Here is a 16,368-nt window from a genome sequence, read left to right as displayed (position 1 = left end):
CCGGGACGATGGCCGGCAGCGTCGGGGCGGGCGCCACTGGAAGCAGAGCCGGTAAACTGGGCTCCGTCACGTCGTCCGTCATCGGCAACTGGATCATGGCCGCGATCGAAGTACTCGAGGCACTCGGAGCCGTGCTGGAGACCGTGAGTCCGTCGGCGCTCGCGGCTGCGGCAGACAGCGCCAACCACGTCAGCGCGGCCGCCATGGCAAGCAACACGATCCGCACGATGCGGCGCGCAGGGGAGGGGCTCGCTGCTGATTGCATGCGCAACACCCCTCCCCGAAATCTATCGACGATTGGTCTACAGCCTAAGTCCGGGGGCCGGGGCTAGTCCATAGCGGACGGCAATTTGGCCGCCGCAGAGCCGTGATTTCGGCACCGCGAATCCAGCGCCGGAGCCGCCGGCCGCCCCCACAGACCCAAGTCAGTGCAGGTCGTTCGGGTAGCTCACGCCCAGCTGTGCGCGGACGCCGTCGAACAGCCGCATGGTGTTGAGCGAATCCTCCAGCGGCATGACCGGGCTTTCGGTGAGGCCCTGCTGAATGCAACGTGTGACCTCGCGGAGTTCATAGCTGTAGCCGCGCCCTACCACGCTGAACCGCTCGGTGCGCGGCTCGTCGAAACCGACCCGCACCAGGAGTTCCTTCGGGTTGTTGACCGACCCCAGGCTCTGCAGGAAGCCACCGCTGCCCGCCACGGTGGCAGCGCGGGGGCCGTGGGCCAGGAGCGAGGAGGTGAGCTGGGCCTGGGCGCCGTGGTGGTAGCCCAGGGTCAGCGCGTTCTGGGCGTCCACGCCGTCGTCGTTGAGCCAGCCGGTGGCACTGACCGTCTGCGGGAACCCGAGCGTCCCGAGCGCCCACAGCAGCGGGTAGACCGTGATGTCCAGCAGGGCGCCGCCGCCGTCACGCGGCGCCCAGAGCCTGGACGTGGGGGAGTACGGGGCGGGGAAGCCCAGGTCGGCGGCGACCCACTTGACCTCGCCGATCTCGCCCGAGGCGGCGATTTCGAACGCCCGCTGCATGCTGGGCAGGAACCGGCTCCACATGGCTTCCATCAGGAACAGGCCCTTGTCCCGCGCAAGCTCCACGAGCTCGGAGGCCTCCCGGGCATTGATGGTGAGGGCCTTCTCGCACAGCACGTGTTTGCCGGCCGCCAGGGCCGCTCGCGCAATCGTGTGATGCTGGGCGTGCGGTGTGGCGACGTAGACGACGTCGACGGCGTCGTCGGCCAGTAGCCGTTCGTAACCGGCCGACCCGTCCTGGTCGCCGTAGGCCCGGGCGAAGCCGTAGTCGGCCGCGAATGCGTCGGCCGCGGCCTGGCTGCGCGAGCTCACCGCGTACAACTCCGCATCGGCCAGGAGCTCAAGGTCCCGGGTCACCGCGGCGGCAATGCCGCCGGTGGCGACCACGCCCCACCGCAGCCTGGCGCCGGTGGCCGTCCGCGGGTCTTGGTCCGGCTGGCTGAACAGCCACGGGGTGGCGATGGGGGCAGACATGGTGTCATCTTCTCACCCCCGCGGCGGACAAAAGAGCCCCGGGCCTCCCGTGACCGAACTGGTCAGCGGGAGAGCCGGGGCCCTGATGGTGGAGCGTTGAGACTACTTGGTCAGCGGTCCGAGTACCGGATCGTCGACGTAGGCCGTCTTAACGTTTTCCTTGGTCACGATGACCGGCGCCAGCAGGAACGCCGGAACGGTCTTGACCTTGTTGTTGTAGGACTTGTCATCGTTGATCTCAGGCTTCTTGCCGGCCTGGATGTCCTTGACCATGGTGATCGCGTGCTCGACGAGCTTGCGGGTGTCCTTGTTGATGGTGGAGTACTGCTCACCGGCGAGGATCGACTTGACCGACTCGACCTCGGAGTCCTGGCCCGTGATGACCGGCAGCGGCTTGCCGGCTGCCTTGACCGAGGTCAGGACCGCTCGGGCCAGCGTGTCGTTCGGGGAGAGCACGCCGTCGAGCGTGGCGCTGCCGTAGCTGCCGGTCAGCAGGGTGTCGGCACGACGCTGAGCGTTCTCAGCCTTCCAGCCCTGGGTTACGGCCTGCTCGAAGGAGGTCTGGCCGGAGACAACCTTGAGGGTGCCGTCGTCAAGCTTCGGCTTCAGCACGCTCATAGCGCCGTCGAAGAAGACCTTGGCGTTGGCGTCATCGGGGGAACCGGCGAACAGTTCGATGTTGTACGGGCCCGTCGGCTTCTTGGCCTTCATGCCGTCCAGCAGGGCCTGGCCCTGCAGGACGCCGACCTTGAAGTTGTCGTAGGCGACGTAGTAGTCGACGTTGTCGGTGTTCAGGAGCAGACGGTCGTACGCGATGATGGTGGCGCCGGCATCCTTGGCCTGCTTGAGCTGGGTACCCAGCTGGGCGCCGTCGATGGCGCCCACGATGATGACCTTGGCACCCTTGGTGACCATGGCGCTGATCTGGTTCTGCTGCTCCGAGACGCCGCCGTTGGCGAACTGCACATCTGCCTTGAAGCCAGCACCGTTGAGGCCATCGTTGAACAGCTTCTCTGCCAGCACCCAGTTTTCACTGGTCTTCTGCGGGAGAGCCACGCCGATCGAGGAATTCTTCGGGAACGCCTCGCCGCCGCTGCTTGCGCCACCGGACGTTCCGCTGTCGGAACGGCCGCAGGCTGTCAGCGCCAGTGCCGCAATAGCAGCGATCGCTGCTGCCTTTCCTGCTTTACCAATCAGTTGCATTGCTTGGTTCACTTTCTATAGATGGTGTTCGGAGAATCGGGGTTCCTGGGCCAGGGAGCCGTTCAGGATTCCTTGGCGATGACCTCTTTGGTGGACGTGGTCTCGTCGGGCCTGTTTTCGCTGCTGCGGCCGAAGTTCTTCATCATCATGCCGATGATCGACTTCTTGCCCTGGGTCTTGTTGTAAACATCGAAAGCGACGGCGATCAGGAGCACGAGGCCCTTGATGATCTGGGTGAGGTCGGCGCCGACGCCGAGGAGCTGGAGGCCGTTGTTCAGGACAGCCATCACCAGGCCACCGACGATCGAGCCGATCACGGTGCCGACGCCGCCGGTCACCGCGGCGCCGCCGATGAAGACGGCCGCGATGGCGTCGAGTTCCCAGCCGACGCCGTCGAACGGGCCGGAGGCGGTCGAGCGGCCGACGAAGATCATGCCGGCGAGGCCGGCCAGGATGGACATGTTCATCATCACCAGGAAGTTGACCTTCTTGGACTGCACGCCGGAGAGTTCGGCGGCGTGGCGGTTGCCGCCGACGGCGTAGACGTGGCGGCCGATGATGGTCTTGGAGGAGATGAAGCCGTAGATCAGGACGAGGACAGCCAGGATCAGGCCCGGGATCGGGAATGAGGTGCCGGGGCGGCCGGTCGCGAACAGGTACGTCGCGTAGAGGATGGCGCCGCAGATCAGCACGAGCTTGGTGACGGTGACCCAGGTCTCGGGAACCTCGGCGCCCAGGGACTTGGCCTTGCGGCGGGAGCGGATCTCGCTGAACACGACGAAGGCGGCGCCGAGCAGGCCCAGCAGCAGGGTGAGGTTGTTGTAGCCGGTGTTGGGCCCGAATTCAGGCAGGTAGCCGGAACCGATGTACTGGAAGTCGTTCGGCACCGGGATGGTGTTGGACTTGCCGACGAACTGGTTGAAGCCGCGGAAGAGCAGCATGCCGGCCAGCGTGACGATGAAGGCAGGAATGCCGACGTAGGCGGTCCAGAAGCCCTGCCAGGCCCCGATCAGGGCTCCGAGCAGCAGGCCGAGCAGGATGCCCGCATACCACGGGATGCCCCAGTCGCGGATCATCAGGGCGACACTGACGCCGACGAACGCGGCGACCGAGCCGACCGAGAGGTCGATGTGGCCGGCGATGATCACCAGCACCATCCCGATCGCGAGGATCAGGATGTAGGAGTTGCCATTGAAGAGGTTGATGACGTTGCCCGGGGTGAGCGTGCGGCCCTCTGTAAAAATCTGGAAGAAGACGATCAATGCAACCAGGGCGAAGATCATGCCGAATTGGCGGGTGTTGCCGCCAAAGAGCTTCTTGAGCGCGTTCATTTTGTCAGTCCTTGTTGTCCGGAATGTTCTGGATGGTCCAGAGGGTCAGGCGGTCTTGCGGGCGGAAGTCATGAGCTTCATGAGGCTTTCCTGGCTGGCTTCCTCTTTGTTCAGCACGCCGGTGATGGCGCCTTCGAAGATGGTGTAGATGCGGTCGGAGAGACCCAGCAGTTCGGGAAGCTCCGAGGAGATGACAATGACGCCCTTTCCCTGGTTGGCCAGTTGCTGGATGATGCCGTAGATCTCGTACTTGGCGCCGACGTCGATCCCGCGGGTGGGTTCATCCAGGATCAGCAGGTCCGGGTCGGTGAACATCCACTTCGCCAGCACCACCTTCTGCTGGTTGCCGCCGGACAGCTTGGCCACGCCTTCCTCCACGGACGGCGTCTTGGTGCGCAGCGACTTGCGGTACTGCTCCGCGACGGTGAATTCCTTGTCCGCGTCGACGACGTTGTGCTTGCTGATCTTTTTCAGCGCGGCCGAGACCGTGGTGGCTTTGATGTCGTCCAGCAGGTTCAGGCCCAGCGACTTGCGGTCCTCGGTGACGTAGCCGAGGCCGGCGTCGATCGCCTGCTTGACCGTCTTCAGGTGCAGTTCCTTGCCGTCCTTGTAGACCTGGCCGGAGATGAAGCGGCCGTAGGAGCGGCCGAAGAGGGAGCGTGCGAGCTCGGTGCGGCCGGCGCCCATCAGGCCGGCGAAGCCGACGATCTCGCCGCGGCGGACGAAGAAGTTCGAGTTCTTGCAGACCAGCCGGTCCTGGATCTGCGGATGGCCCACGTTCCAGTTCTTGACCTCGAAGAATTTCTCGCCGATCTTGGGCTCGTGGTCCGGGAACCGGGATTCCAGGGTCCGGCCCACCATGCCCTTGATGATGCGGTCCTCGTCGACGCCGTCGGCCTTGACGTCGAGGGTCTCGATCGACTTGCCGTCGCGGATGATCGTGATGGAGTCGGCGATCTGCTCGATCTCGTTGAGCTTGTGCGAAATGATGATCGACGTGATGCCCCGGCCCTTCAGGCCCAGGATCAGGTCCAGCAGGTGCTGGGAGTCCGACTCGTTGAGGGCCGCGGTGGGCTCGTCGAGGATGAGGAGCTTCACCTTTTTGTTGAGCGCCTTGGCGATTTCGACCAGCTGCTGCTTGCCGACGCCGATTTCCTTCACCGGGGTGTCCGGGTCCTCTCGCAGTCCCACCCGGGCCAGCAGTTCGGTGGAGCGGATCCGCGCCTCGGCCCAGTCGATCACGCCGCGCTTGGTCGGCTCGTTGCCCAGGAAGATGTTCTCCATGATGGACAGTTCCGGGATGAGCGCCAGTTCCTGGTGGATGATCACGATGCCGGCGTGCTCGCTGGCGCGGATGTCCTTGAACTGCTGGACTTCGCTCTGGTAGACGATGTCGCCGGTGTAGCTGCCGTAGGGGTAAACGCCCGAGAGCACCTTCATGAGGGTGGATTTTCCGGCGCCGTTTTCGCCGCAGATGGCGTGGATCTCGCCGGCCTTCACCCGCAGGTTCACCTCGGCCAATGCTTTAACGCCGGGGAACTCTTTGGTAATGGAGCGCATCTCGAGAATTACCGGATCGCTGTGCGTGTTGAGGGACGTCATCTGCCCTTACGCCTCCAATGCATGACTTCGTTGTCCGCCCCTGCAAACCGCAGGGCCGTCTGATGGAAAAGTAAACTGGATCACGCCGTTGTCGTCAAGTCTTTAACGCAACAGCAAGATAACGGCTGCTTTAGTTTCGCCGGATTCCGGCATGCTGGAACACCAGGGCTGTCGCCCCGAGGGCCTCGGCCCGGTCTCCGAGCGAGGACATCGTCAGAGTGGTGGTCTCGCCGATGACGGGCACCGCGTGGCGCACCAGACCGCGCCGGATGGGGTCCAGCAGCAACTCGCCGAGCCCCGCCAGCGGGCCTCCCACCACAATCACTTCAGGGTTGATGAGGTTCGCGACATTGCCCAGCGCGCGGCCGACGGCGAGGCCGGCGTCGTCCACGACGCGGAGGGTGGCGGAGTCCCGGGCGAGGGCCTTGCGGACGATGTCCTCGGCGGTCAGCGGCTTGTCCTCGCCCCGGCCCAGGAGCTCGATCATGGTGGTGGTGGAGGCGATCGTTTCCAGGCAGCCACGGTTGCCGCAGCGACAGACGAGGCCATGCTCGTGGATCGTCGCGTGGCCGATTTCGCCGGTGATGCCAACGTTCCCGTAGTAGGGCATGCCGTTCAGGATCAGCCCGGCGCCGATGCCCGAGCCAATCTTCAGGAACATCAGGTTGCTGATGCCGGTGTGCGGGCCCCAAGTGACTTCGGACAGGGCGCCGAGGTTGGCGTCGTTGTCCACGAAGACCGGGAGATCCAGCGCTTCCTCGAGCCGTTGGAGGATGTTGATACCCACCCACTCGGGCAGGATGGCCCCCTGCGCCACGGTGCCGGTGCGGCGGTCGATCGGGCCCGGGATGCCGACGCCGGCGCCCACCAGGGCGCTGCGTTCCACACCGCTCCCGGCCAGCAGCCGGTCCAGCACGGCGACGGCGGCGGCGATGCCCTCCTCAGCGTGGTGGCCCAGCGGCAGCAGAACCGATTCTTCCGCGATCACGTGGTAGCTGAGCGAGGCCAGGACCACCCGGAGGTGGCGGCGGCCGAAGTCGATGCCGACGGCGACGGCGCCGTTGCTGTTGAGCCGGACGTTCAGGGCGCGGCGTCCAGAGCTGGTGATCGGCTCCGTGGACGCCAGCCCGGCGTCCTGCATGATCTTGACGATGTTCGAGACCGTGGCCGTGGAAAGTCCGGTCTGCCGGGCCAGTTCCGCCTGGGTGGAGGGACCTGCCAGCAGGCATTCGATGATCCGCTGCTGGTTGAGATGCCGAAGCGCGGACTGCGACCCGGGGTTTTTGGTGCGGCTCCTCGTTGAGCGCGTTGGTGAGGGCATGCAATGAAGAGTGCCCCATCACGGCGTTGTAGTCAAGAAGTTAACGCAACCCGTGACGCCCCTGTCCGGCGGTAATCATGGATGATCCCTGTGAGTCAGCTGTGAATTTCGCGGTGCGCGCGGGCGAGTTCCTGATAGTGGGTGGCGTTGCGCCGGACGCCCGCGAACTCCTCGTCGCTCAGCTCCCGGCGGACCTTGGCCGGCACCCCAGCCACGAGCGAGCGGGGAGGGATCACCGTGCCCTCCAGGACCACCGCGCCGGCCGCCACGAGCGAACCGGCGCCGATCACTGCGCCGTTGAGGATGGTGGCACTCATGCCGATCAGGCAGTCGTCCTCGACGGTGCAGCCGTGGACCACGGCGCTGTGGCCGATGCTGACCCGGGCGCCGACGCTGCAGGGGAACCCCGGATCCGCGTGCAGCACGACGTTGTCCTGCAGGTTGCTGCCGGCTCCCACGGTGATCGCCGCGGTGTCGGCCCGGACGGAAACGCCGTAGAAGGCGCTGGAGTCCTCGGCCAGGCTGGCCCGGCCGATGATCGAGGCGCTCGGGGCGACGAAGGCGGATTCGTGGACAGCCGGGGTATCACCGGCGAAAGCGTAAACGGGAGTCATGCGACCAGCCTAGGACACACGCCTCTTGCACGGGCGGCGTCGCTGAGTAGGATCGGGGCCATTCCCACGCATTTCCGGAGGTGGCTGCCATGTTCCTGCAGTTGATGAAACGCCTGGGTGAGGCTGACGCGCTCGACCCGGCCGTCCGGACAGCGGAGCCGCTGGCCGCCCGGCTGATTGCCGAGCCCCGGCTCCGCCGCTTTTTTCACGGCGACGCCACCGGCATTCCGCCGCACGTGATCCTCACCGACGTGCCCTTCGGGGCGTGGTTCATGGCGATGTTCCTGGATTTCTTCCCCGACGACGGGTCCCGCCGGGCAGCGCGCCGGCTGGTGGGACTCGGCGTCCTTGCTGCGGCGCCGACGGGACTCAGCGGCTGGGCCGAGTGGGCACGGGCGGACACGGCCACGCGGCGCATCGGCGTCGTGCATGCCGCCGCCAACCTGGCCGCGACGCTGATCTTCCTGACCTCCTGGCGCGCCCGGCGCCAGGATCGCCACCGCCTGGGCGTGCGCCTGGCGCGGGCCGGCGCCGTCCTGCTGATCGTGGGCGGTTTCCTGGGCGGCTACATGCGCAGCGTCCGGCGTCCCTGACGGCTTTCGGGGGCTCAGGCGGGGGAGCGGAGGACTGTGAAGCCGCGGCCCAGTTGGGGATGTCCGGGGTCGGGGAGGACGACGGCGATCGGTGCGCCCGGTTCCGCCACGCGCCGGAGTTCGCGGACGACGTCGTCCCATTCCCCGGCCGGCAGGCCGGCCAGCGCGTCCACTGCCCAGACGGCCGGAAAGGCGGCGTCGGCAAAAGGCAGGGCGGGCCCGGCCGCGACCGAGGCCGAGAGCCCCCGGGCGCGGGCAGCGTGGATGTTTTCCTCCGAGGCGTCGACGCCGGTGAAGTGGATCCCGGCGCGGACAAAAAGGAGTCCGTCCGCTCCCTGTCCGCAGTCCAGGCCGAGCACGCCGCGGCGGCCCTCGGCCTTGAGCAGGTCCAGGAAGCCCGTCAGTTCATCCGTCGGCGTTGCACCCATGGTCCCAGTCAAAGGCGGGCGGTCGTCCAAGGCAAGGGCCTGGCTGGACGCCCTTAGCTGAAAACAACCGTGCGGTTGCCGTCCAGCAGCACCCGGTGTTCGGCGTGCCACTGCACGGCCTGGGCGAGGGTGCGCCCCTCGACGTCGCGGCCCATCTGGACGAACTGCTCGGCGGTGCGCCGGTGGTCCACCCGGATGACTTCCTGTTCGATGATCGGGCCCTCGTCCAGGGCAGCGGTGACGTAGTGTGCCGTGGCGCCGATGAGTTTCACGCCGCGGGCATGGGCCTGGTGGTACGGCTTGGCGCCCTTGAAGGAGGGCAGGAAGGAGTGGTGGATGTTGATCGCCTTGCCGGTGAGCTCCGTGCACAGCTCGTCGGAGAGGATCTGCATGTACCGTGCCAGGACCGTGAGCTCGATGTCGTGCTCGGCCATGAGCTTGCGCAGGGCGTCTTCGGCTTCGACCTTGGTGTCCTTGGTGACCGGGATGTGGTGGAACGGGATGCCGTAGAACTCGGCCAGGCCGGCCAGGTCCCGGTGGTTGGAAACGATCGCCGGGATCTCGATCGGCAGGGTGCCGGAGCGCTGCAGGAACAAGAGGTCGTTGAGGCAGTGGGCGGAGGTACTTGCCATCAGCAGCGTGCGGACCTTCCGGCCGGCCGGGTTGAGGCTCCACTGCATGCCGAAAGCCTGGGCCACGGGCTCTAGGGCGGCGTGCAGCTCGGCCGGCGGGGCCGCCGTCGTTGCCTCGACCCGCATAAAGAAGGTTCCGGTGCCCTGGCTGCCGTATTGCTGGGAGTCCGTGATATTGCAGCCCGCCACCAGGAGGGCGCCGGCCACAGCATGCACGATTCCGGGCCGGTCCGGGCAGGAGAGGGTCAAAACGTAGGAAGCAGTCAGCTGGTCTTCAGTCACGAAAGACAAGCCTACCCGCGGCTGGGATAGGCTGGACGAGTCGCAACTGGCGTTGGGTGGCTTACCACCAGGGAGCGGCACGCACGCAGACCACGGATCGTACGCCTGGGCCGAGGGTCACGTTTTTCCGGTCGGCAGCCTCCGCTGCCGGCCCGCAGGCGGTGTCCCTGACGGGTGCCGCGCCCGCAGCCCGGCCCCGTTTTCGGGAGCCGTAATTTTGCGGCGCTGCTGCGGGCCAGCCGGTAACCTGACCTTAAAGCAGTGACCGTTGCCAAGCCAGGAGTTCTTCGTGACTACTTCCCTTCGCCTTTCCTCAGCAGCCGTGAGCAACCAGCCCCTCGCTGAACTTGACCCCGAAATCGCCGCCGTCCTGGCCCAGGAGCTCGGCCGCCAGCGCGGCACCCTGGAGATGATCGCCTCCGAGAACTTCGCGCCGCGCGCCGTCATGGAGGCACAGGGCTCCGTCCTCACCAACAAGTACGCCGAAGGCTACCCGGGCCGCCGCTACTACGGCGGCTGCGAGTACGTCGACATCGCGGAACAGCTCGCGATCGACCGGGTCAAGGAGCTTTTCGGCGCCGAGTTCGCCAACGTCCAGCCGCACTCCGGCGCGCAGGCCAACGCCGCCGCGTTGTCCGCCATGATCACCCCCGGGGACAAGATCCTGGGCCTCTCGCTGGCCCATGGCGGCCACCTGACCCACGGCATGAAGCTGAACTTCTCCGGCAAGCTCTACGATGTCGCCGCTTACCAGGTCGAGGAAGGCAGCTTCCGGGTCGACATGGACAAGCTGCGGGCGCAGGCGCTCGCCGAGAAGCCGCAGGTCATCATCGCCGGCTGGTCCGCGTATCCGCGCCACCTCGACTTCGAGGCCTTCCGCTCGATCGCGGATGAGGTCGGCGCGCTGCTCTGGACCGACATGGCGCACTTCGCCGGCCTCGTGGCCGCCGGGCTGCACCCGAGCCCGGTCCCGTACTCCGACGTCGTCACCTCCACAGTGCACAAGACCCTGGCCGGCCCCCGCTCCGGCGTCATCCTGGCCAAGCAGGAGTGGGCCAAGAAGATCAACTCCAACGTTTTCCCCGGCCAGCAGGGCGGCCCGCTGATGCACGTGATCGCGGCCAAGGCCGTGGCCTTCAAGATCGCCGGCACGGAGGAATTCAAGGAGCGCCAGGAACGCGTCCTGGAAGGCGCCCGGATCATCGCGGACCGGCTGAACCAGTCCGACCTTTCCGACGCCGGCGTTTCCGTCCTCACCGGCGGCACCGACGTGCACCTGGTCCTGGTGGACCTGCGCAACGCCCACTTGGACGGCCAGCAGGCCGAGGACCTCCTGCACTCGGTGGGCATCACGGTCAACCGCAACGCCGTGCCCTTCGACCCGCGCCCGCCGATGGTCACCTCCGGACTGCGCATCGGCACCCCGGCCCTGGCCACCCGCGGCTTCGGCGCCAAGGAATTCACCGAGGTGGCCGAGATCATCGCCACCGCCCTGAAGGCGGGCTCCGCGACCGACGTCGAGGCCCTCCAGACCCGCGTGGACAAGCTCGCCGAGGACTTCCCGCTGTACCCGCAGCACGAGCAGTGGTGATTCTATGACCGCCACCAATTCCCAAACCACGGAAGCCGCTCCGGACCGGGCGCAGAGCGCCCGCATCCTGGACGGTAAGGCCACCGCAGCTGAGATCAAGGCCGAACTGACCGAGCGCGTCGCGGCGCTCAAGGCCAAGGGGATCGTCCCGGGCCTGGGCACCATCCTGGTCGGCTCCGACCCGGGCAGCACCTGGTACGTCGGCGGCAAGCACAAGGACTGCGCCGAGGTGGGCATCACCTCGATCCGCCGCGACCTGCCGGAAGAGACCACCCAGGAGGAACTGCTGGCGGTGGTCCGGGAGCTCAACGAGAACCCGGAGTGCACCGGCTACATCGTCCAGCTGCCGCTTCCGGCGCACATCGACCAGGACGTCATCCTGGAGGCCATGGATCCGGACAAGGACGCGGACGGCCTGCACCCGATGAACCTCGGCCGCCTGGTGGCGAACGTCAGCGGCCCTATGACGTCCCCGCTGCCCTGCACGCCCAAGGGCTGCGTGGAGCTGCTGACCCGGCACGGCATCAGCCTCAGCGGTAAACGCGTCTTGGTGGTGGGCCGCGGCGTCACCATCGGCCGCCCCGTGGGCCTGCTGCTGACCCGCAAGGACGTCAACGCCACCGTCATCCTGGCCCACACCGGCACCGTGGACCTGCCCGCCGAACTCCGGCAGGCCGACGTCGTGATCGCCGCGGCCGGCCAGCCGCACATGATCAAGGCGGCGGACCTCAAACCCGGCGCCATCGTGCTCGACGTCGGCGTCAGCCGCGTCGATGACGGCTCCGGCAAAGCCGTGGTCACCGGCGACGTGGAGCCGGCTGCGGCCGACGTCGCAGCCTGGCTCTCGCCGAACCCCGGGGGAGTAGGGCCGATGACCCGCGCTATGCTGCTGGCCAACGTGGTGGAAACCGCCGAACGCCACCTGGAAAGGGCCACCGCCTAGGGCCACGGGTGCGAGATCCGGCGCCAGGGACGCCCCTCCTCAGGGAGCGGCGCCCCTGCGCGGTTAAGCCACATCACGAATTGGCAAACGTCTGGATATTTTTACGAAGAGACTCTTTCATAGTTTGCCGGGATGGACTACCGTGTTCCGGGTGTCTGAACTTGTCTCGAAAGAAGCTCCCGTGAGCAGCCCCGCCGACAATGGCGAACCTCAGTACGTCATCACCGCCGAAAACCTCACCAAAAGCTACGGCGACGTCACCGCCGTCGACGGCATTTCCTTCCGCGTGCCCGCCGGCGAAGCCTTCGGACTGCTCGGCCCCAACGGGGCCGGCAAGTCCACCACCATGAAAATGATCGGCGGGGTCGCGCAGCGCACCTCCGGCAGCTTGAGCATCATGGGGCTGGACCCGGAGCAGCACGGCCCGGAAGTCCGCGCGCACCTTGGTGTGGTGCCGCAGCAGGACAACCTGGACGAGGAGCTGAAGGTCCGCGACAACCTGCTGGTCTACGGCCGCTACTTCGGCCTGCCGATGAGCTACCTCAAGCCCAAGGCCGACGAGTTGCTGGAATTCGCGCAGCTGACGGACAAGGCCAAATCCAAGGTGGACGCGCTCTCCGGCGGCATGAAGCGCCGCCTCACGATCGCCCGCTCCCTCATCAACGAGCCCCGGATTCTGCTCCTGGATGAACCCACCACCGGCCTGGACCCGCAGGCCCGGCACATCCTCTGGGACCGGCTGTTCCGGCTGAAGGAGCAGGGCGTCACCCTGATCCTGACCACCCACTACATGGACGAGGCCGAGCAGCTCTGTGACCGCCTGATCGTGGTGGACAAGGGCAAGATCATGGCCGAGGGTTCCCCCGCGAGCCTGATCCGGGACTACTCCACCCGCGAGGTCCTCGAGCTGCGCTTCGGCTCCGAGCGCAACGCCACCGTCGCCGCCGAGCTCGAGGGCATCGGCGAACGGATCGAAACCCTGCCGGACCGCGTCCTCATCTACGCCCACGACGGCGAGGCCGCCCTGGAGCAGGTCTCCGCCCGGGGACTGCGCCCGGTCACGTCCCTGGTGCGCCGCTCCTCGCTGGAGGACGTCTTCCTGCGCCTGACCGGACGGAGCCTCGTTGACTAGCCCGGAGACGGCGGCGGCCCCGGCCCTGCGCGCGCATTCACCGGCCGTCTCGGCCGCCCGGGCCCGCCGCTGGGGTGCCTTCTATTACGCCGAGCAGGTCCTGCGGGTGATGAAGGGCTACGGCTGGACCATCGTCATGTACGGCGTCGGCCAGCCGGTCGCCTACCTCTTCGCGATGGGCGTGGGCCTGGCCACCCTGGTGGACACCAACTCCGCCACAGTGTTCGGCGGCGTCAGCTACCTGACGTTCATCGCCCCCGCACTGCTGATCTCCGCCGCCGTCATGACCGCCGCGAACGAGTTCACCTTCCCGGTCATGGACGGCTTCAAGTGGCGCCGGGTCTACTACGGGCCGCACGCCTCGCCGCTGACACCGGAACAGATCGCCGCCGGGCAGATCATCGCCGTCACGATCCGGTTCGTGCTGCAGTCCGCGATCTACTTCGGCGTCGTGGCCCTGTTCGGGGCGTCCCCGGGCGCCTGGGGCTGGGTCTCCATCCCGGTGGCCACCCTGGCGGGGCTGTCCTTCGGCCTGCCGTTGATGGCCTACGCGGCCACGGTCACCACCGACAAGGGCCAATTCGCGATGGTGATGCGCTTCATAGTGATGCCGCTGTTCCTGTTCTCCGGCACCTTCTTCCCGCTGGACACCCTGCCAATGGCGGTCCGCTGGATCGGCTGGATCTCACCGATCTGGCACGGCACCGAGCTCGGCCGCGTCTTCAGCTACGGCTACGAGGAGGCGCCGTTGCTGACCGTGGCCCACGTCGTCTTCCTGGTTGGCCTCGCCGTCATCGGCTGGGTCCTGTCCAGGCGCCTGTTCGCCAAAAGGATGGCATCATGAGCCTGCTCGCCGGACCCTACGATTCGGGAAACAATGTCGACGGCCGCAGCGTCACCGAGGCTGCCCGCAACCGCCGCTTCGGCCCGCTCTACTCACGCAACGTGCGCGCCGTCGTCGCCCGCGGACTGATGGCCACCAAGAGCAGCAACTGGATGGTCATGCTCTCGGGTTTCTTCGAACCCGTGCTCTACCTGATCTCGATGGGCGTGGGCCTCGGGGCGATCGTCGGGTCCGTCCAGGGCCCGGGCGGCCAGGAGATCAGCTACGCCGCGTACATCGCGCCGGCGCTGCTGGCGGTATCGGCGATGAACGGGGCCGTCTACGACTCCACCTGGAACGTCTTCTTCAAGATGAACTTCTCCAAGCTCTACCAGGGCATGCTGTACACCTCCCTGGGGCCGGTCGACGTCGCGATGGGCGAGATTTTCCTCGCCCTGCTCCGCGGTGCCATGTATGCCACCGGTTTCACCGCAGTGATGGGTGTGATGGGACTGATCACCACCCCGTGGGCCATTGTGATGATCCCGGCCTCGGTGCTCATCGCCTTCGGCTTCGCGAGCTTCGGCATGGGCATCACCAGCTTCATGAAGACGTTCCAGCAGATGGACTGGATCAACTTCGTGATGCTGCCGATGTTCCTGTTCAGCGCGACCTTCTACCCGTTGAGCGTCTACCCGCAGTGGATCCAGTGGATGATCCAGGCGATGCCGCTCTGGCACGGGGTGGAGCTGCTGCGCCAGATCAGCGTGGGCGTGTTCACCCCCGCCACCGCGGTGCACATCGGCTACTACCTGGTCATGATCGTCCTTGGCGTGGCGCTCACCACCGGACGGCTCCGCCGGCTGTTCCTGAAGTAGGGCTCCCGGCCCCGTTCGCCGGGGGTGGAAGCGGGACCCGGTGTCCGGCCGGTTTGCGATAATAGGCACATGCGATCCCTGGGCAACCCCACTTCCAATCCGTCCGCGTTCAATGCCGCCACCGGAAAGTTCTCGATGTTCCGCATCGGCGGACTCGGAATGACGGTCTTTATCATCGCCTTCCTCGTGGCCGTCATTTTCGCGGCGAACCAGAACGACGTCGTGGGCTGGGTCGTCGCCGTCATCGCCGCCTGCTGGCTCGCGCTGGCAGCCTTCGTCGTGTTCAGCATCCAGCGGGCCGCCAAAAAGGCCGGGGCCAAGCTGAACGAGGCGCAGAACGCGTTCAACTCAGCGGTGGGCCGCGCGCCGTCGTCCGGCAGCAGGGACCACGGCGGCACGCGCCTCGTCGGCGACCGCCGCGAAGCCGACGACATCCGCGACATGAAACTGGACCACTCGTTCAAAATCGTGCAGGTGCAGGTCCGTGTGGTGGAGCAGGAACGCGCCAAGGGCGAGGCCTCGGACCAGGACACCATCCGGCGCGCGCTGGAAACCATCGAGATCACGGCCACCAATGCACGAGACATGATCAAGACCGCCGGCGGTTCCGACGAACCGGTCAGCGGAACCATCATCGACTAGAGTGGAGCGGGTGAGCTCGGCATTGAAGAAGGACCACCTTCGCATCGCATCGGTCAACGTCAACGGCCTCCGCGCTGCATACAAAAAGGGCATGGCGGAATGGCTGGCGCCGCGGGACGTGGATATTCTCTGCCTGCAGGAGGTCCGCGCGCCTGACGCGATCGTCCGGGAACTGCTCGGCGAAGGCTGGCACATCCTGCACGCCGAAGCCGAAGCCAAGGGCCGTGCCGGTGTTGCCATCGCCTCCCGCACCGAACCCGTCGCCACCCGGAGTGGCATCGGCGACGACTACTTCGCCACCGCCGGCCGCTGGGTCGAGGCCGACTACATCGTCCGCGACGCCGCCGGCGGGGCCTCGCAGCTGACCGTGGCCAGCGCCTACGTCCACTCCGGCGAGGCCGGCACCCCGAAGCAGGACGACAAGTTCCGCTTCCTGGACGTGATGGCGACCCGCCTGCCGGAACTGGCCAAGCACAGCGACCACGCCCTCGTGGTGGGCGACCTCAACGTCGGCCACACGGAGCTGGACATCAAGAACTGGAAGGGCAACGTCAAACGTGCTGGCTTCCTGCCCGAGGAGCGCGCCTACTTTGACCGCTTCTTCGGCGAGGAAATCGGCTGGAAGGATGTTCACAGGGGCCTGGCGGGTAACGTCGACGGCCCCTACACTTGGTGGTCGCAGAGGGGACAGGCCTTCGACAACGACACCGGCTGGCGCATTGATTACCACATGGCCACGCCCGCCCTCGCCGCCGCGGCGGTGTCGGCAGTTGTTGACCGGGCGCCGTCCTGGGACACCCGCTTCTCCGACCATGCCCCGCTGGTAGTGGACTACCGGCTCTAGTTTTAAGGTTCCC

16 protein-coding genes and 1 riboswitch are annotated in these 16,368 nt (G+C 66.7%); of the genes, 8 read left to right on the top strand and 8 right to left on the bottom strand.

What is annotated here, in order from left to right:
* Positions 1-425: 425 nt before the first annotated feature.
* From ACZ5Z0_RS05340 to ACZ5Z0_RS05315, 6 genes are all read right to left on the bottom strand, one after another.
* Positions 426-1,496: a Gfo/Idh/MocA family protein gene (locus ACZ5Z0_RS05340; RefSeq protein WP_464110199.1), complete on the bottom strand. Its 1,071-nt coding sequence runs from the start codon at positions 1,494-1,496 to the stop codon at positions 426-428.
* Between the two features lie 102 nt (positions 1,497-1,598).
* Positions 1,599-2,699: a substrate-binding domain-containing protein gene (locus ACZ5Z0_RS05335; protein ID WP_464110198.1), complete on the bottom strand. Its 1,101-nt coding sequence runs from the start codon at positions 2,697-2,699 to the stop codon at positions 1,599-1,601.
* Between the two features lie 62 nt (positions 2,700-2,761).
* Positions 2,762-4,030, bottom strand: a complete 1,269-nt coding sequence (mmsB, locus tag ACZ5Z0_RS05330) for a multiple monosaccharide ABC transporter permease (protein WP_464110197.1) — start codon at positions 4,028-4,030, stop codon at positions 2,762-2,764.
* A gap of 45 nt (positions 4,031-4,075) precedes the next feature.
* Positions 4,076-5,632, bottom strand: a complete 1,557-nt coding sequence (gene mmsA, locus ACZ5Z0_RS05325; RefSeq protein WP_138770033.1) for a multiple monosaccharide ABC transporter ATP-binding protein — start codon at positions 5,630-5,632, stop codon at positions 4,076-4,078.
* Between the two features lie 130 nt (positions 5,633-5,762).
* Positions 5,763-6,953 (bottom strand): ROK family transcriptional regulator, encoded by a 1,191-nt coding sequence (locus ACZ5Z0_RS05320; protein WP_464110196.1) that lies wholly within the window; start codon positions 6,951-6,953, stop codon positions 5,763-5,765.
* A gap of 95 nt (positions 6,954-7,048) precedes the next feature.
* Positions 7,049-7,567, bottom strand: coding sequence for a gamma carbonic anhydrase family protein (locus ACZ5Z0_RS05315; RefSeq protein WP_464110195.1), 519 nt, complete (start codon positions 7,565-7,567; stop codon positions 7,049-7,051).
* 89 nt (positions 7,568-7,656) lie between these two features.
* Here ACZ5Z0_RS05315 and ACZ5Z0_RS05310 point away from each other — a divergent pair, with 89 nt between their 5' ends.
* On the top strand, positions 7,657-8,160 hold the full coding sequence (locus ACZ5Z0_RS05310) for a DUF2231 domain-containing protein (protein ID WP_464110194.1): 504 nt from the start codon (positions 7,657-7,659) through the stop codon (positions 8,158-8,160).
* A gap of 14 nt (positions 8,161-8,174) precedes the next feature.
* Here ACZ5Z0_RS05310 and ACZ5Z0_RS05305 read toward each other — a convergent pair whose 3' ends face one another.
* Both ACZ5Z0_RS05305 and purU read right to left on the bottom strand, forming a co-directional pair.
* Entirely contained in the window at positions 8,175-8,588 is a 414-nt protein-coding gene (locus ACZ5Z0_RS05305) for a class I SAM-dependent methyltransferase (RefSeq protein WP_464110193.1), read from the bottom strand.
* 53 nt (positions 8,589-8,641) lie between these two features.
* A complete protein-coding gene (gene purU / locus ACZ5Z0_RS05300) occupies positions 8,642-9,502 on the bottom strand; it encodes a formyltetrahydrofolate deformylase (RefSeq protein WP_464110192.1) in 861 nt (286 codons plus the stop codon).
* 32 nt (positions 9,503-9,534) lie between these two features.
* Positions 9,535-9,620: riboswitch (ZMP/ZTP riboswitch) on the top strand.
* A gap of 171 nt (positions 9,621-9,791) precedes the next feature.
* Here purU and glyA point away from each other — a divergent pair.
* From glyA to ACZ5Z0_RS05265, 7 genes are all read left to right on the top strand, one after another.
* A complete protein-coding gene (gene glyA, locus ACZ5Z0_RS05295; RefSeq protein ID WP_464110191.1) occupies positions 9,792-11,093 on the top strand; it encodes a serine hydroxymethyltransferase in 1,302 nt (433 codons plus the stop codon).
* 4 nt (positions 11,094-11,097) lie between these two features.
* Entirely contained in the window at positions 11,098-12,036 is a 939-nt protein-coding gene (locus tag ACZ5Z0_RS05290; RefSeq protein ID WP_464110190.1) for a bifunctional methylenetetrahydrofolate dehydrogenase/methenyltetrahydrofolate cyclohydrolase, read from the top strand.
* 181 nt (positions 12,037-12,217) lie between these two features.
* Positions 12,218-13,168, top strand: a complete 951-nt coding sequence (locus tag ACZ5Z0_RS05285; RefSeq protein WP_464110189.1) for an ABC transporter ATP-binding protein — start codon at positions 12,218-12,220, stop codon at positions 13,166-13,168.
* On the top strand, positions 13,161-14,012 hold the full coding sequence (locus ACZ5Z0_RS05280; RefSeq protein WP_464110188.1) for an ABC transporter permease: 852 nt from the start codon (positions 13,161-13,163) through the stop codon (positions 14,010-14,012). The genes ACZ5Z0_RS05285 and ACZ5Z0_RS05280 overlap by 8 nt, the downstream gene beginning before the upstream one ends.
* Positions 14,009-14,869, top strand: a complete 861-nt coding sequence (locus ACZ5Z0_RS05275; protein ID WP_464110187.1) for an ABC transporter permease — start codon at positions 14,009-14,011, stop codon at positions 14,867-14,869. Before ACZ5Z0_RS05280 ends, ACZ5Z0_RS05275 begins: the two co-directional genes overlap by 4 nt.
* Positions 14,870-14,938: 69 nt before the next feature.
* Complete coding sequence (locus tag ACZ5Z0_RS05270) at positions 14,939-15,511, top strand: hypothetical protein (RefSeq protein WP_464110186.1); 573 nt, start codon at positions 14,939-14,941, stop codon at positions 15,509-15,511.
* A gap of 10 nt (positions 15,512-15,521) precedes the next feature.
* On the top strand, positions 15,522-16,355 hold the full coding sequence (locus ACZ5Z0_RS05265) for an exodeoxyribonuclease III (protein ID WP_464110185.1): 834 nt from the start codon (positions 15,522-15,524) through the stop codon (positions 16,353-16,355).
* Positions 16,356-16,368: the final 13 nt, after the last annotated feature.

The sequence above is a fragment of the Arthrobacter sp. T2-23 genome (assembly GCF_055398325.1).
Note: the sequence above shows the minus strand (reverse complement) of the source record. Positions and strands in the feature narration are given on the sequence as shown.

Coding starts and splice junctions, on each gene's coding strand:
- ACZ5Z0_RS05340 (WP_464110199.1), bottom strand. CDS start 1,496: ATGTCTGCCCCCATCGCCACCCCGTGGCTGTTCAGCCAGCCGGACCAA.
- ACZ5Z0_RS05335 (WP_464110198.1), bottom strand. CDS start 2,699: ATGCAACTGATTGGTAAAGCAGGAAAGGCAGCAGCGATCGCTGCTATT.
- mmsB (WP_464110197.1), bottom strand. CDS start 4,030: ATGAACGCGCTCAAGAAGCTCTTTGGCGGCAACACCCGCCAATTCGGC.
- mmsA (WP_138770033.1), bottom strand. CDS start 5,632: ATGACGTCCCTCAACACGCACAGCGATCCGGTAATTCTCGAGATGCGC.
- ACZ5Z0_RS05320 (WP_464110196.1), bottom strand. CDS start 6,953: ATGCCCTCACCAACGCGCTCAACGAGGAGCCGCACCAAAAACCCCGGG.
- ACZ5Z0_RS05315 (WP_464110195.1), bottom strand. CDS start 7,567: ATGACTCCCGTTTACGCTTTCGCCGGTGATACCCCGGCTGTCCACGAA.
- ACZ5Z0_RS05310 (WP_464110194.1), top strand. CDS start 7,657: ATGTTCCTGCAGTTGATGAAACGCCTGGGTGAGGCTGACGCGCTCGAC.
- ACZ5Z0_RS05305 (WP_464110193.1), bottom strand. CDS start 8,588: ATGGGTGCAACGCCGACGGATGAACTGACGGGCTTCCTGGACCTGCTC.
- ACZ5Z0_RS05290 (WP_464110190.1), top strand. CDS start 11,098: ATGACCGCCACCAATTCCCAAACCACGGAAGCCGCTCCGGACCGGGCG.
- ACZ5Z0_RS05275 (WP_464110187.1), top strand. CDS start 14,009: ATGAGCCTGCTCGCCGGACCCTACGATTCGGGAAACAATGTCGACGGC.
- ACZ5Z0_RS05270 (WP_464110186.1), top strand. CDS start 14,939: ATGCGATCCCTGGGCAACCCCACTTCCAATCCGTCCGCGTTCAATGCC.